Below are 15804 nucleotides of genomic sequence, written 5' to 3' on the forward strand. Positions count from 1 at the left end.
CAAAAGTCTCAATGCTCCAGTACGCGTAACGTTTCAGATGCACACCGCTTCCAGGTCAGCGATCGCGCGAACGCCTCACCCTTTTCCCGCATCCCCGTCGGCCCTTGACCGGCCACCAACTGGTGAATCCCCTCGGCGATAGATTCCACCGACAATGGGTCAACCAGGATCGCCCGTTCTTCACACAACTCTTTCATTGATGTGGTGTTACTGGTCAATACCGGCAGGCCATAGCACATGGCTTCAAGCGGCGGTAAACCAAAACCTTCGTACATCGAGGGGTAGCAGAAGCCGCGCGCGTGCTGATACAAACTCACCAATGCTTCATCACTGACATGGCCGGTAAATACCACCGCCGGGTTGTCGGCCAACGCTTGCGTCCCGTCATCCTCAAAAACCCGTGAGACGCCTTTCTTACCCACAATCACCAGACGCATATCAGTGTGGCTTTCCTGCCTGAATCGTAGAAATGCCTTGATTAATCGGGGAATATTTTTCCGTGGTTCCAGTGAGCCCACCGACAGCAAGTAATCACCATCCACCACCGGCAGACTTTTTCCCGTTTCACTAACGTCAGCCTCTGGCTGTAACACATCCACACCGTTATAAATCACCGACACCTTACTGGCAGGCACGCGTAAATGGTGGATGATGCGTTCTCGGGAAAATTCAGAAATAGTGATGATGTGTTCTACTTTTTTCGCCAGACGCGGTTGCATAAATTGATACCAGGCCACGAATTTTTTATTCAACCATTCAGGATGATCAAAGGGTACGGTATCGTGAATAGTGACAATCTGATTTTTAATCAATAAAGGCCCAGTATTACAAGGAGACCATAACACTTCGCGTGAAGAGATACTCATTGGCAAAGAAAATTGCTCCCATAAATGCCCCTTCATACCATAAATAACCTTATCAGGCTGTATTGATGCCACCCTGACACCCTCAGTGGAAATATAATCAATAATCTTTCTGGTATAACGCTGCACACCGGTAGTATGCCCCAGTAAATTACGTGTATTCACATACATGAATGACATCCCCTTCCGGTTACACTGAAGTAGTGAAACCGTTTAGATAAGATAAATTTTTTTGCTGGGATTCCCTACCCAAATACAAGTGAGTTAATACATTGATGTGTTTTATTTTTCCCCTTTCGCGGGGGATAAATAGCGCTGATGGTATTCAGGCATGAGTATTTTCATATAAGCACATTCAAATTCGCCGGCAATTTTCTCTGGCGTGAAAAAATGTAATACCCCCTGACTGATCGGTTTGATATGTTTATTAATTACTGACTCGAGAGAGCTCTCTTCCATGAAATAAATATTCGGTAATAAGGTAGATAATTCACTGACCGCCCCCATACGATTAGTCAGTACCCTCTTTCCATAAAACACACTCTCTACCACTACCCGGCCGAATGGTTCATGCCATTTCACCGGCAATACCACAATGTCTACCTGTTGCATAAACGCTTCCAGGCTCACAAAGCCCAGCAGCGTCACCCCACTGTTCCGGGCCTCCCCCACCAAGGGATTGTCTGGGGTGATACGCCCCGCCGCACAGAAGGTATAGTCAGGATGATGGTGGTAATGCCGTGCCAGCAGGCAAAATTCGTCAAATCCCTTATCCCGCGCCAGCTTGCCGATAAAACCGATACGCCAGCGTTTTCTGTTGGTCGTAACCGCGGCGTCTGGTTCAGCAACGTTAACCGCGGGCAGCACAATGTCATAAATGAACGATTGAGGTACGCCAGGAAAAAATCCTGCCTGATGATGGCGTTCAAAAATAAACTGGCTGATACCGACATAGCCATCCACCAGTCGGCTATAGCGTCTTTTCAACCAGGACAGCAGACGAATACTGGCAGCGGATGGATCCTGATTTCGCCCCCGGCTAAACAGCGTCGCGTTAGGATGAAACAGATAATAATCCCGACTGGTGTGCAGAATTTTTACCCCACAGGCTTTCGCCGCTGACCAGGCCGACACCGAAAATCCGGCAAGATTGTTGGTGTGAACCAAATCCGGCGCAAAATCCCGAATGACCTCCATCACGGTGGCACGCATCTCACTGTTGTAGTGATCTTTCAGATGCCAGCGTATTTTCTGACAGAAAGATCTTTTTTCTCCATCAAACGGCCAGTAATCGTTAGCTAGCGGCACATAACATACATCAACGCCATTGATCACCGTTTCACTGCGCTGCTTTTCCGGCGTAAGACACAGTACTTGTACCTGGTGATGCCGTTGAACCAACGCTTCCGCCATTAACTGCACGGAAACTTCGGCTCCCCCTACCTTGTAAGGGTGATATAACGTATTAATAATCAGAATTCGCATAGTGCGTTGTCCCTGGCGAATACGGAGTCGACAAAGACGATGGCCGTCTTCTCCGTGTTACATAAATGGTGTTAAGAATCAAATTGATAGCCAAACTAACCCAGAGCAAATAAAGCAATGCGTTAAAGACCACATTCTTGATTGCAGCACCATGACAGCCAGTGCAACGTTATGCGTTTTCTTTATTCATCATTTCACAGGCAAAAGCGAAACTGCCTTTGTCTATCAATACACGGCTGATTGATTCAGCTCACGTGAAACACACTGATCAGTTGGATTGAGCGGTATTAAGTGGGTATCTCAGGCACCCAGTACGTTGCGGTACGCCTGTTCATATTCTTGCGCGACCCGGCTGGGTGTGAAATGTGCCAGCATGTCAGGACAAAGCGGCTCAACACGCTTCACCGCATCGTCCACCGAGGTCTCCTCCATAAAATAGATGTTCGGCAGCATAGCAGCCAGTTCACCCACCGCCCCCATCCGGTTGGTCAGGACCACCTTTCCATGGAATATGCTTTCTACCACCACGCGACCGAACGGTTCGTGCCATTTCACCGGCAACACCACCACATCGACCTGTTGCATAAAGTCTTCCAGATTGACAAAACCCAGCAATGTCACGCCACACTGGCAAGCTACCTCCACCAGTGGGTTATCCTGAGTGATGCGGCCTGCGGCATAAAAGGCATAGCCGGGCTGATGATGGTAATGCCGGGCCAGCGCGCAAAAATCATCAAATCCTTTCTCCGCCGACAGTTTGCCGATAAAACCGATTCGCCTGACGTCCGTTTGCCCGGTGCTCTCCTGATTTTCGCCACCGCCCTTGACTGCCGGTACCGTGTTATAAATAAAGGCATGGTGAGCATGAGGAAAAAAGCCGGCCTGACGATGCATCTCGCTAATAAACTGGCTGATGCCGACATAACCATCGACCAGACGACTCAACCGTTTTTTCATGACTGACATCAGGCGGATAGCTGGCGCATCGGGATCCTGATTACGCCCTTCAGAAAACAGGGTGGCATTATGATGAAACAAGTAATAATCCCGGCTGGTGTGTAGAATTTTCACCCCGCAGGCTCTCGCCGCTGACCAGACCGACACTGAAAATCCGGCAATATTGTTGGTGTGAACGATATCGGGCAAAAACGCCTGAATCTCACGCATGACCATTTTGCGCATATCGCGGTTATAGTAGTCTTTCAGGTGCCAGCGTATCTTCTGAACGAAAGAACGCTGTTGCCCGTCGAACGGCCAGTAATGGTTCGCCAAAGGCAGGTAGCACACCTCTACGTCATTGACTCTCTGCTCACTGCGCTGTGAGTCAGGCGTCAGGCATAACACCCGAACCTGATGACCGCGTTGCACCAGCGCTTCAGCCAGTAACTTAACTGAAACCTCCGCGCCGCCCACTTTATAGGGATGATATAAGGTATTGATAATCATTATTTTCATATTGGCTGTCCTTATTCTAATCGTTTATACCCGCCCTATTCCCGGTGCAGGTACACAGGCCACTCTCGTTCCCCCTTATCCCTGACATAGCGCCAGGGGAACCACAGCAAGCGCCACATCCCTGCTACTTCTCTCTCTTTTTTCAGTGCTCCGGCACTTTCGGTGTGTCATCAGGACATGCGTCATCCTGATGCACACACCTGACTACTTTTTATCTGAACCGTAAGAATACTGATAAGAATCATAACCATAGCTGTAATAACTTAATGCCCGACGGATAACCGCATTCAGAATAACCCCCTTGATCGGTGCCCCATTCTGCTCAAAACGCCGGATACTGATTTCCACTTCTTTTGGCGTATTCGTTTCAAAACGCGCCACCAGCAGCGAGGTCCCCGCCTGTCGGCTGATAATTGCTGCATCGGTCACCGCCAGAATGGGCGGCGTATCTAACAGCACAATGTCAAATTGCCGGGTCGCCCAGTTGATGAAGTCGGTAAAGTGACTGTGCATCAACAGTTCTGAGGGATTTGGCGGGATCTGACCGCGCGGAATAAAAAACAGGTTCTCCACCACTGTGGTACGCAGTGCCTGTTGCGCCTCGATCTGCCCGGACAAGACATCCGACAACCCACGTTCAGGCGTCGACCCCATCAAATGGTGGGCATATCCCTTGCGCATGTCACAGTCGACTATCAACACCCGCTGACCCGCCTGAGCGATCACCGCCCCCAGATTGGCACTGATAAACGATTTACCGATTCCCGGGCTGGCACCCGAAATCATCAGCACATTGTTTTTCGCCTCCATCATGGCGAAGTGCAGGCTGGTACGCAGACTACGAATCGCTTCGATCGCCAAATCGGCTGGATTGCCCACTGCTAACAGCGAATCAGAGCGAGCATTGCGTTTGCGGTTCTTGCCAGCGAATTCCCGATCTTTCTTCTGTTGCCACTCCGACAGCGGCACACTGGCGTATACATTGATGCCAAGCTCTTCGAGTTGCTCTGGGCTTTCAATCCCGCGATGCAGCAACGTTTTCAGCAACACGAACCCGATAGCCGCCACACCGCCCAGCATTGCGGCCAGCACAATTACCAGCGTTTTCTTGGGTTTCACCGGTTTTAACTGCACCACCGCGGGATCGATAATGCGCACGTTACCGACGGTGCTGGCTTTATTGATACTCAACTCCTGCTGCTTATTCATCAACTGGACATACACTTCCTGCCCGACATTCACATCCCGCGTCAGACGGACAATTTCCTGCTGAGTTTTCGGCATGCTGCTAACGCGCTGGTTTAGGCTGTCCCGCTCCTTTTCCAGCGTGACGCGTTTTTCCAGTAATGCCCGATAAGCCGGATGCTCACGGGTATACAATTTGGAGATTTCCGCTTCGCGGAACGTCAGTTGGTTAAGCTGAGACTCGACATCCACGATGGTATCCAGCACTGACTTGGCTTCCAGCGACAAATCCACCGAGTCCTTCTGCTGACGGTACTTATTGAGTTTGTCTTCCGCTGTTTCCAGCGATGCCCGCACCAGCGGCAATTGTTCCTTCAAAAATGCCAGGCTTCTGGCCGCCTCTTCCGACTTGCGGTCCACATTCTGTTGCAGGTAGTTATCGCTGATACTGGCCAGCGTTTTCTTCACCAGTGCGGGATCGCTGCCTTCCAACGTTAACTGCAATACGCCGGTATCCTTCCCCTTATCCGCCACCGACAATTCCGCCAGAATGTCATTGATAGCCGTCAGCGTATTTTTTTTCCTGACGGTAAACACCGTTCCCGGTGCCGCGTCGGTACTACTCACCAGCAGACTAAAGCCATGCTGAGAGGCGACTTGCCCGATGTGACCGGTAAAATCAACCTCCTTACCGGCGCTAAAGCGATAGGTGCCGTCCTCGCCGATCACCAGCGTCATTTTTTCATCCAGCCAGCTGTCCGGTACCGACAAGCGGGACACCACCACGCGAGCCGGCTCTTCATCTTTCAGACGGGCGATACCTTTGCCGAACAGCGGGAAGTACTGCTGCTCCACGTCGGTATCTAACCCTAAATCCTGTACAGTTTTCCCTACCACCATCCGGGAGCGGAGCAACTCGACTTCCGGCGCGGACTGCGGTTTAGTATCCGGCAACACTTTGGAAATATCGCTCATAAGCGAATCGCTGACGTTCTGTTCGACCTGTACCATCGCATCCGCCTGATACACCGGGGTTGCCAACAGCGCATACAGAATACCCAGCATGGTAAAGATGGTGGTGATACTGATAATGAGCCAGCGGTGATCCAGCACAGTGCCCAGTAAACGCCCCAGGTCAATTTCATCCGCCTTGTCCGCTTCAGCTGTTTTCACGGCAATTCTCTCTGACATCGTAATCCCTGACTGGTTAACGGCTCAGCGCCTGCGCCCACTTGCGGGCAGATTGTTCAAGTTGGGTATACACAAACTCAAAGGCTTCCCGGCTCTTGCGGTACGGGTCGGTGATCTCCTGCTGGTTAAACCAGTGCCCGAACAACAACGTTTTCCCCCGGACTTCTGGGGCGAAACGGCACACAGCATCAATGTGTGCCTTTTCCATCACCAGAATCAGGTCGTAATGACGGCACAGCGACGAGGTCAACTGACGCGCAACATGTCCGCCCAGCGATACACCGTGCTCAGCGGCGACCTGACTGGCCGTTTCATCGGCCGGTTTCCCCTCCATCGCCCGCCAGCCGGCAGAGGCGACGGTTTTCTCAGGCAAGGCCTGTTTGAGTAAACGCTCGCCGGTTGGTGAACGGCAGATATTGCCCTCGCAAATGACCAAAATACGGTTAAACATCAACACCTCCCTCGGTAATTACGGCCAGGTACGAACGCGCAGACTGCCTTCGCTCAGGTCATTAAACCCACTGATGGTCGGTACCAGTTGCGAAATCAGGCGGTTCCAGCGTGCGACCGGCGCTGAGGTGACATACACCACGTCATAGGGTTGCAACGGGAATTCGGATCCCATCACCAGTGCGGTGGCGTCTTTGGTGTTGAGCTGATAAATGTTGGCCAGTTTGGGGCCTTGCGTGCCGCGTAGTGGACGGATAACAAATATGCCGGTCGCATCGGCCACCAGCTGATTTATCCCTTCTGCGCTACCCAGCGCTTCGGTCAGTGTCATGCCACTGCGATCCATCTTCAGGGTCGATTGTTTATTCACTTCCCCCATCACGAAGACTTTCAGGTCGTCGTTACGGGGTACAAACAGAATGTCGCCGGGGTACAACAGGCGATTCTGAGACAAATCCCCGTTTTGCATCAGCGCCTGTAGGGAAATCCGTTCATCCTTGCCGTTATGCGTCAGCACCAGGTTGCGCCAGTCAGCGAACTCGCTCAACCCGCCAGCATTGTTGATGGCATCCAGAATCGTCAGCGGTACGTTGGTAATAGGTTGTTGCCCCGAGTGCTCCACTTCCCCGGTCACATAGGCTTTTTGTGAGCGGAATGCAGCCACGCTGACCTCTACCTGCGGTGATTCGATGTATTGCGCCAGACGGCGCATGATTTCATCGCGCACTTCGGTCAGGGTTTTGTCCACGACACGCATCTTGCCGATATAGGGATAAAAAATGGTACCGTCGGAGTGAACCCAGTTACCGGTGTCAGCGGCAGTGCGGTAAGTCCCTGCCGGCGTGGTCAATTCCGGGTGATCCCACACGGTTACCATCAGTACATCGCCGATACCAATACGGTATTCGTAGCGTTTCAGTTCCTCCTCCAGCGACGGATTATTCTGGGCAATCGCCGGTCGCAGGCGCATTTTATCTATCAGCAATGGGGTGATAGGGTAAATATTGACCAGCTTATTGATATTGAAATCATCATCCGGCTGTTCTATGACCTCTTTTCCACTGGTAGAAAGGTGCGTGCCTGGCACCAGCGTACAACCCGCCAGGAATGTCGCCGACAACATCAGCGGTATAACTTTCAGTGTTGGTTTTAACATCCTTTATGCCATCGCTTTTTAGTAAAGTGAGAAACAAAAGAGCAGCATTGCTTGACCGATCCCGCTTCGGGCAACCAGATGCCTTTTGCTCATGCGTTGATCGGTAATGAGTTGATGAGATGTGTTTTCGCTCCTGTTCCAACGTCAAATGCTTATAACCAGAGCCGCCGTCGCTATCGCAACGCGCTCAAAAAGAAAGCAAAACGGTGATTTCAGCGGATAAGCCGCTGAATGTCGGGCACGGCAACCCGCGATACTCCCGGCGTGGGAGACGTGGTGGATAAAACGGCGGCATAACGCGGCGTTGTTATCCGAAAATCGTGTTTGAAAATAGTGTTTAAAAAATGAGGGAGCGCGCGGGCAACAGCCGGTTGAAAACGAGTCGACTGAAAACGAATCGATCGAAAACAAGCCGTTTCATCAGGCCGCGCGGTTATATCGCTGTGGGCAGAACAAGGCGACGCGGACGCGAGTATTGCGCCGGTCAGGGGAAATGTCGCTGGTTGTGCCAGCGGTATAGGTTTTCGTGTCAGGGTAAACATGCTTACGCCATCGCCTTACAGTCAAGTGAGTAACAGGTAGCCCACACGTCAGGATTCACGGTGGACCCATCAACCTTGTCGCCGTTTCGCTCATCACTAACCGGCAATCCGGTAGCTGAACGGTTTCAACGTCATGGAGGGCATATTCTGAAACATCAGCGTACGCTTGCGGGAGAGCGGTTCAGGTACGCTACCGCCCTTGGCTTGTAGCTACCAACTCGCTGTCTCGATGTTGTTCCAGACTCGCCCAGCTATTGCTGTGACTCGTCATTAACTGACTCGTAAAATGGCTTGCAAAAACATTAATGACACTAAAGTTTCGAATTAAATATTTTTAAAGTTGTGTCAATATCGCCACACCGGAGAGTAGTAAAAAATATTTGTTTATAACAAGACAAATATCTCCCTGATGTTTTTTTTCGGAAAAATACTAACATTCCATGCAATTTTTCTTATGACGGAAGATATTTTTATCCTTTAAAAACAAAGCTATAAATATATAGGAGACATCTTAATAAATATTTCATTTTCATATAATAATGCTGTTAACACATTAGCGAACACCTGATGAGACCCCTGATTGCGCTATTTTGCCGATGTTTTAGTGCATTCGGCATATAATGCACCTCCTTAATGAAATAGATTATTTTTTGACCTCATTGCTGTTTTTTCTGTTTCTCAAAATGCATTGCAATGCATTCCATCTTGCTGAAAGTATTGTGATCGTTCTCACAGAAGAAACGCAGGTTAGTGTTGCCCGGCAATTTGATATCTATCAATCGAGATCGGTCGCGTTATGGTTGAGCGACGCAACGCCTGATACGCTATGCGCATGTAATTTGAAAAGGAAAAGGTGAACTCAGCCTATGGAATGGATCGTTGATCCGACAATGTGGGCCGGTCTGGCTACCCTGGTGGTGCTGGAACTGGTTCTGGGTATCGACAACCTGGTTTTCATCGCCATCCTGGCGGAGAAATTGCCGGAAAAATCACGCGATCGGGCGCGAGTTGTCGGATTATTGCTGGCTTTGTTGATGCGGTTCGTGCTGCTGTCCTCCATCTCCTGGCTGGTCTCGCTGACTCACCCATTGTTTAGCGTTCATGGGCATCCGTTTAGTGCGCGCGACCTGATTATGCTGGTTGGTGGCCTCTTTCTGCTGTTCAAAGCCACGATGGAGCTGAACGAACGGCTGGAAGGTAAAGATCAGGCGCAGCAAACCCAACGTAAAGGTGCGCGCTTCTGGCCGGTAGTCGCCCAGATAGTGGTGCTGGATGCCGTATTCTCACTGGATTCGGTGATTACCGCCGTTGGGATGACAGATCACCTGCTGGTGATGATGGCAGCAGTGACCATCGCCATCGGGCTGATGCTGCTGGCCAGCAAACCCTTGACACGTTTCGTCAATGCACACCCCACCATCGTGATTCTGTGCCTGAGTTTTCTGCTGATGATAGGCTTCAGCCTGGTGGCGGACGCGTTTGGTTACCTGATTCCAAAAGGTTACCTTTACGCTGCCATTGGTTTCTCAGTAATGATCGAAATGCTCAACCAGTTGGCACAATTCAACCGTCGGCGTTTTCTCTCTTCATCGACCCCATTGCGCCAACGCACCGCCGAGGCAGTACTGCGATTACTGCGCGGTGAACATGACGAAGTGGAGCGTGACAAGCCAGCCACAGAGCGGGTAGCGGATAACACCAGCAACGCCAGCCAGCCGGTGTTTAACCAGCAGGAACAACGCATGATCGAGCGCGTACTCGGCATGTCGCAACGTTCTGTCAGCAGTATCATGACCATCCGCCATGATATCGAGCAGGTGGATATCAACAGCGATCCCGCCGATTTCCCGGCGTTGATGGAGAAAAACCAACACACCCGGCTGGTGATGTTCGACAGTCATGTGTCCAGTGAGCCGTTAGGTGTGGTACACGTGATAGACCTGCTACGCCAGCAATTGCACGGTCAGGCATTAGATCTGCGGGCACTGATCCGCCAGCCACTGGTATTTCCGGAACAATTATCGCTGCTGTCGGCGCTGGAACAATTCCGTGAGGCACACACACATTTCGCCTTTGTGGCTGACGAGTTTGGGTCTATTGAAGGCGTTGTCACCCTGAGCGACGTCATGGAAACCATTGCCGGTAATCTGCCTCTGGAGGGGGAAGAGCTGGACGCCCGCCACGATATTCAGGAAAACGACGATGGCACGCTCATCGCCAACGGCTACCTGCCGGTCGAAGACCTACAGATGTACATCCCACTACAACTGGATGAAAAACGGGAATACCACACGCTGGCGGGTCTGTTGATGGAGTATGCGCAGAAGATTCCCCAGGAAGGGGATGAAGTTCATATCGACAATACCCTGTTCCGGGTACTGGCGGTAGAAAGTCATCGCATCATGAAGGTACTGATTATCCCCGGAACTGACCCGCAGCCGGATTATGAAGTGTAGCTCACACGACGAATCAGTCTGTATGTCATAGCAACGGGGTAATGACAACAAGAAAGACGACCTGAGTCGCCTTTCTTGTTTCATCAAAAACCATTTCGCCGGAAGATACCATTTCGCTGAAAACACGTATTTTCCGAGAATGGTATTTCACCAAACATGCCGCAGGCACATTACGGATTTGTGGCAGGGGCCTTTGCGGCAGGTTGATTTTTCTCCGCCCAATCACTCAGACGTTTTTTCATCTCATCCTGTAGCCGTTTACGCAGCACCTGGTCGACCTGCAACTGGTAGTTTAGATTACCGAACTCACCGTACAACCGGAATGGAATAGCGGTATCCTGCAATACCTGCACCCACTGCTCATCCCCTTTCCATCCCTGCTTCACCCGCACATTCATATTGATGTCACAGCGCTGGGCCGGTAAATCGAACTGACCATCGCCCTCTAACGTCAGAGCCGCTGACTGCCCGGACAACGACTGCAAATCCAGTTTGCCTGCGTTAAGCGTTGCCTCACCACTCATCTGTTGGATATCGGTATAACGGCTATAGTCATCAGGGGCTTGAACGCTGTTGTTATTACGCACGACCGCTTGCTGGATCAGCTGCTGGATGTTCAACCCAGAAAGCCGCAGTTGGTCAACCTGAACCGATGCAGAGCCCCGCCACTGAGAGATAAACGCCTGTCGCGACAGATCATTACCGCTCAGCCGTCCTTGCAGGCTCAGTTTCCCATCCAGACCATCAGGCAGCTCAAACACCGGCAACAGCGTAGCGAGCGGCAAAGCGGTCAACGTTGGTTGAATAGAGACGACTGGAGAAGCATACACATCCATGGTCCCCGGTATAGCAAAGCGCCCCTCACCAATCTGACCGCTAAAATCCGTCACGCTCACCTTGCCGCGCTGATTACTGCCTTTCAGCACAAACGCCTTAACCGTCATACCGCGGTAGACCAGGGTCGCCGCGTTCACCGCTACCCGCGCAATCGAATTACGCAAGCCCTGATAAGGTTCGGGCGGTTGGTCATGCGAGAACACCGGTTGTGCGATGACCGCTTTGTCCCCGCCGTCACCGGATGAGGTAGCATGTGCCAGCCCCAGCAGCGCATCCAGATCCAATTTTTCTGACTGCAACGTCAGCACATATTCCGGTACTGTGCCGAATGTCGCCGATAACGATCCGTTCAACTGGCTGTTATTAGCGCTAAGTGCGAATTGGTTGACGGTCAGTTTCTCTGGCTGGCGCTGATAGCTGCCGCGAATCGTCCCTTTACCGCTGATACCGTCTGCGGGCAAACCCGCGCCTTGCAACTGGTAACTGATGTTACTGACATCAGCAGCGACCTGTTGCGGGTAGTTTTGCATATCCAGTACGGCGTCGAGCGAAAACGACAAATCGCGCTGATCGCGATTAAAACGGCTGGAAAGCGATACCTGCACCTGCCGGGACGCATCACTGCGCATGGTCAGGTTAATGTCCCGCACATTCAGTGCCGGTGCGTTGCCACGCTGGAATACCAACACGCTATCGGCCACTTCAACCTGATTGATATCGAAATGCCACGGCGTATCGGCCTCCGGTGCCGATGGCCCTGCCGGTGCAATCGGTGCCGGACTGGCAAGACGCGCTTCGCTATCCGGCGTCAAACGAATCACAGCGCCTTTCAACATCACCTGTTTAACTTCAAGCTTGTGGGACAACAGCGGCCAGAGTTTCACATCCAGCCGCATGTTTTCGGCGTTGATCACCGGTGTGACAGCACCCGGCGCACTGACAGACACATTACCGGACAGGATGCTCAGTTGCGGCCAGACGTGCCAGCGCAGCTCACCATCCAGATTCAACCGATAACCGGTACGCATCTCGACCTGACGCACCATATAAGCCCGAAAATCGTTCGGGTTGATTAGCACCACCAACGCTGTCATGCCTGCGGCCAGCACCACCAGCAGGATCACCAGCGTGGTAAACAATCTTCTCATGCCATCCTCATTCGCTGTCGTACCTGGCCCAGCTAGTCTTTATCTATCCGGCTTGCTACTGCGCCCTGCTGGTCCTTGTATTTCGCGTCTTCACGGCGGTTATACGGCCGCGCCGCCGGGCCGGAGAGCGGTTCAAAACTCAATGCGCCGATAATCATCCCCGGGCGCAATGCCAGCGGCAGTTTACCCGAGTTATAGAACTCCAACACGATGCGTCCCTGCCAACCCGGGTCGATACGATGCGCTGTCACATGCACCATCAATCCCAGACGGGCCAGCGAAGAACGACCATCCAACCACCCCACCAGATTATCTGGCAGTATCACCGACTCCAGCGTCACCGCCAGCGCCAGCTCACCAGGATGAAGGAAAAAGGCCTCGCCCTCCGCCAGATTAATTTCATCGCTCATGACGCGATCCAGCGCGGCGCTCACTTCATCTTTCGGCCCGCTCAGATCAATAAACGGTGCGGTATGACCGCTAAACACCCGGAACTGATTGCCTAACCGCACGTCCACCGTCGCACCATTAATCCGTTCGATCGGGGGACGTGGTGTAATCACCAGGCGGCCATCATCCAGCCAGGCTTCAATGTCACGGTCGCACAGTCTCATCATCTTCTCCAGTCAGACTCTTGCAGGTATTCAAACTGCCACAGCAGCGCCGGAAATACCACGCCGAACCCACCTGCTTTAAGGATTTTCTCAGCGAACAGCTTACTCAAAGAACTGGCTGATTTTCGCTTTCAGAATATCAATGGCGATACGGTTTTTGCCGCCACGCGGGACGATAATGTCCGCATACTGTTTTGACGGTTCTATAAATTGCAGGAACATCGGACGCACAGTTTTCTTGTATTGTTCCATGACCGAATCCATCGAGCGACCACGCTCATTGACATCACGGCGCATACGACGCATCAGGCAAATATCCAGCGGGGTATCGACAAAAATGGAGAAATTCATTTCATCCCGCAGTCGCGCATCGGTCAACAGCAGAATGCCTTCAAGAATAATCACCTTTTTCGGTGCCATATGCAGCGTTTCCTGCAGACGCGTATGCTGCACATAGCTGTACTGCGGCAACGCGATCGGCTGACCGGCCTTGAGCATCTGCAAATGGTGCAGCAACAGGCTGTGATCCATCGAACTGGGGTGGTCGTAGTTGGTTTTGACCCGTTCTTCCATGGTCAGGTGAGATTGATCCTTGTAATAGCTGTCTTCCGGAATAACGCCAATGTGTTCATCACCGACCTGATCGCGTAATTCACGATACAGCGTACTGGCAATAAGACTTTTTCCGGATGCGGACGCGCCGGCAATCCCGATGATGACACACTGGCGAGACTTATCAGTCATGGCAATAAAGACCTGATTAACAATAAAGAGGGAGGGGGACACACCGAACGGTTCAGGCGCGATTCGCACGGGAGCGTGCACCGAAGGATAACCATCAGCAACAGGCGTGGTTGATTGCGCAACACAGTCAGGGGTGTCTGGACGCGGGCAATTATAGGGAGTTAGCACGATTCACGCCAGCATTACACAGGCCGAGCCGCTGACAAAGACATCATTCCCTGACGGATACCACACACTGGCATGACTGGCTTGCCAATGCCAAAGGCAACGGATAACCAAAGGCAACGGATACCGCGCTACCACGGTATCCGCTTCATGAAGGTCAAACCGCGCGAAACGCGATTTCCGTCGGGATGACTTCCCCCTGCCAGTACAACTGCGCGGCCACCTGGCCTGCCAGCTCGCGGTACAACTGGGTAAACTCACTGTCCGGCTTACTGACTACCGTCGGTTCGCCACGATCCAGGTCTTCACGCAATGAAATGTGCAGCGGCAACTGGCCCAGCAAGGCGCAGTGGTATTTTTCCGCCAGCTTTTGCGCCCCGCCGGTACCAAAAATCGGCTCCAGATGACCACAATTACTGCAAATGTGCACACTCATGTTTTCCACGATACCTAACACCGGCACTTTCACTTTCTCAAACATCACGATGCCTTTCATGGCATCCACCAGTGCGATGTCTTGTGGCGTGGTGACCACAACCGCCCCGGTCACCGGTACGTTCTGCGCCAGCGTAAGCTGGATATCGCCGGTGCCCGGCGGCATGTCCAACACCAGATAATCCAGATCCGGCCACAGTGTATCCTGCAACAATTGCAGCAGCGCCTTACTGGCCATCGGCCCACGCCATACCATCGCGTTATCGTCCGTCACCAGATAGCCGATAGAGTTGGTGGCAAGCCCGTGCGCCATGATCGGTGCCATGTGCTGTCCATCCGGCGATGTCGGCCGCTCGCTGGCCGCCCCCAGCATGGTAGGAATAGACGGCCCATAAATATCCGCATCCAGAATACCGACATTAGCCCCTTCGGCTGCCAGCGCCAACGCCATATTCACCGCAGTACTGGACTTCCCGACACCGCCTTTACCGGAACTGACGGCAATAATATTTTTCACGCCTTTCACGCCAGCCTGATTGTTAACGCGACGTAGCGTGGCGATGTTATGCGTCAGACGCCATTCCACTTCACGCGCGCCACACAAACGCAGCAATTCCTCACTGACGCTGTCTTTTAAATCGGCCAGCCCGCTCAGCCAGACGAACGGCATGGTCAGTTCGATATGCAACACATCGTCCAGCAACGCACAATGATGCAACGCATTAAGGGTGGTCAGGTTATTTTTCAGCGTCGGGTGCGAAAAGGAGGACAGTACGCCATTCACCATGGCGCGCAACATCTCGGGGTTTTGCGCGGGGAGTTTATCGTTCATCCCGGCTCCTTGAGTTTGAATTAAAGTCGTTAACAGCGGCCCTAGCATAACAGAACGCTTGCGCGTGGGTGTACCGCACACCGCTCGCAGAAATGGAAAAAAGGACGGAACAACTTTCCGTCCACGTCCACATAGAGACTCTCTGTCGGTTTATTAACACGCGCCGGACGGGTTTTGTTGCAGCCCATATCGCCGCAAGGTTTACGCATTACGACGCGATAGGGTAACATCAAGGCTCCTTCTTAA

General features: G+C 52.2%; 11 protein-coding genes. 1 reads left to right on the forward strand and 10 read right to left on the reverse strand.

The window, feature by feature from the left end:
• Positions 1-8 precede the first annotated feature (8 nt).
• The 6 genes from FGI04_RS12445 to FGI04_RS12470 all read right to left on the reverse strand — a co-directional run bounded on the left by FGI04_RS12445 (position 9) and on the right by FGI04_RS12470 (position 7785).
• Complete coding sequence (locus tag FGI04_RS12445; protein ID WP_407336821.1) at positions 9-1043, reverse strand: glycosyltransferase family 4 protein; 1035 nt, start codon at positions 1041-1043, stop codon at positions 9-11.
• A gap of 102 nt (positions 1044-1145) precedes the next feature.
• Entirely contained in the window at positions 1146-2348 is a 1203-nt protein-coding gene (locus tag FGI04_RS12450; RefSeq protein ID WP_407321091.1) for a glycosyltransferase, read from the reverse strand.
• A gap of 300 nt (positions 2349-2648) precedes the next feature.
• Entirely contained in the window at positions 2649-3803 is a 1155-nt protein-coding gene (locus tag FGI04_RS12455) for a glycosyltransferase family 4 protein (protein ID WP_407336822.1), read from the reverse strand.
• A gap of 204 nt (positions 3804-4007) precedes the next feature.
• On the reverse strand, positions 4008-6179 hold the full coding sequence (wzc, locus tag FGI04_RS12460) for a tyrosine-protein kinase Wzc (protein ID WP_342699563.1): 2172 nt from the start codon (positions 6177-6179) through the stop codon (positions 4008-4010).
• Positions 6180-6195: 16 nt separating this feature from the next.
• Positions 6196-6630, reverse strand: a complete 435-nt coding sequence (locus FGI04_RS12465) for an arsenate reductase/protein-tyrosine-phosphatase family protein (protein ID WP_342699562.1) — start codon at positions 6628-6630, stop codon at positions 6196-6198.
• Positions 6631-6648: 18 nt separating this feature from the next.
• Positions 6649-7785 (reverse strand): polysaccharide export protein, encoded by a 1137-nt coding sequence (locus tag FGI04_RS12470; RefSeq protein ID WP_342699561.1) that lies wholly within the window; start codon positions 7783-7785, stop codon positions 6649-6651.
• A 1408-nt stretch (positions 7786-9193) separates the two neighbouring features.
• Here FGI04_RS12470 and FGI04_RS12475 point away from each other — a divergent pair.
• Positions 9194-10783 (forward strand): TerC family protein, encoded by a 1590-nt coding sequence (locus FGI04_RS12475; RefSeq protein WP_342699560.1) that lies wholly within the window; start codon positions 9194-9196, stop codon positions 10781-10783.
• 170 nt (positions 10784-10953) lie between these two features.
• Here FGI04_RS12475 and asmA read toward each other — a convergent pair whose 3' ends face one another.
• From asmA to apbC, 4 genes are all read right to left on the reverse strand, one after another.
• Positions 10954-12768, reverse strand: a complete 1815-nt coding sequence (asmA, locus tag FGI04_RS12480) for an outer membrane assembly protein AsmA (RefSeq protein ID WP_407336823.1) — start codon at positions 12766-12768, stop codon at positions 10954-10956.
• A gap of 32 nt (positions 12769-12800) precedes the next feature.
• Entirely contained in the window at positions 12801-13382 is a 582-nt protein-coding gene (gene dcd / locus FGI04_RS12485; RefSeq protein WP_016941903.1) for a dCTP deaminase, read from the reverse strand.
• Positions 13383-13484: 102 nt separating this feature from the next.
• Complete coding sequence (gene udk / locus FGI04_RS12490) at positions 13485-14126, reverse strand: uridine kinase (RefSeq protein ID WP_342699558.1); 642 nt, start codon at positions 14124-14126, stop codon at positions 13485-13487.
• A gap of 322 nt (positions 14127-14448) precedes the next feature.
• Entirely contained in the window at positions 14449-15558 is a 1110-nt protein-coding gene (gene apbC, locus FGI04_RS12495) for an iron-sulfur cluster carrier protein ApbC (protein ID WP_012883950.1), read from the reverse strand.
• Between the last annotated feature and the right edge of the window lie 246 nt (positions 15559-15804).

This window comes from Dickeya ananatis (genome assembly GCF_019464615.1).
In the GTDB taxonomy this organism is placed as follows: Bacteria; Pseudomonadota; Gammaproteobacteria; order Enterobacterales; family Enterobacteriaceae; genus Dickeya; species Dickeya oryzae.

Coding starts and splice junctions, on each gene's coding strand:
- FGI04_RS12445 (WP_407336821.1), bottom strand. CDS start 1,043: ATGTCATTCATGTATGTGAATACACGTAATTTACTGGGGCATACTACC.
- FGI04_RS12450 (WP_407321091.1), bottom strand. CDS start 2,348: ATGCGAATTCTGATTATTAATACGTTATATCACCCTTACAAGGTAGGG.
- FGI04_RS12455 (WP_407336822.1), bottom strand. CDS start 3,803: ATGAAAATAATGATTATCAATACCTTATATCATCCCTATAAAGTGGGC.
- wzc (WP_342699563.1), bottom strand. CDS start 6,179: ATGTCAGAGAGAATTGCCGTGAAAACAGCTGAAGCGGACAAGGCGGAT.
- FGI04_RS12465 (WP_342699562.1), bottom strand. CDS start 6,630: ATGTTTAACCGTATTTTGGTCATTTGCGAGGGCAATATCTGCCGTTCA.
- FGI04_RS12470 (WP_342699561.1), bottom strand. CDS start 7,785: ATGTTAAAACCAACACTGAAAGTTATACCGCTGATGTTGTCGGCGACA.
- FGI04_RS12475 (WP_342699560.1), top strand. CDS start 9,194: ATGGAATGGATCGTTGATCCGACAATGTGGGCCGGTCTGGCTACCCTG.
- asmA (WP_407336823.1), bottom strand. CDS start 12,768: ATGAGAAGATTGTTTACCACGCTGGTGATCCTGCTGGTGGTGCTGGCC.
- dcd (WP_016941903.1), bottom strand. CDS start 13,382: ATGAGACTGTGCGACCGTGACATTGAAGCCTGGCTGGATGATGGCCGC.
- udk (WP_342699558.1), bottom strand. CDS start 14,126: ATGACTGATAAGTCTCGCCAGTGTGTCATCATCGGGATTGCCGGCGCG.
- apbC (WP_012883950.1), bottom strand. CDS start 15,558: ATGAACGATAAACTCCCCGCGCAAAACCCCGAGATGTTGCGCGCCATG.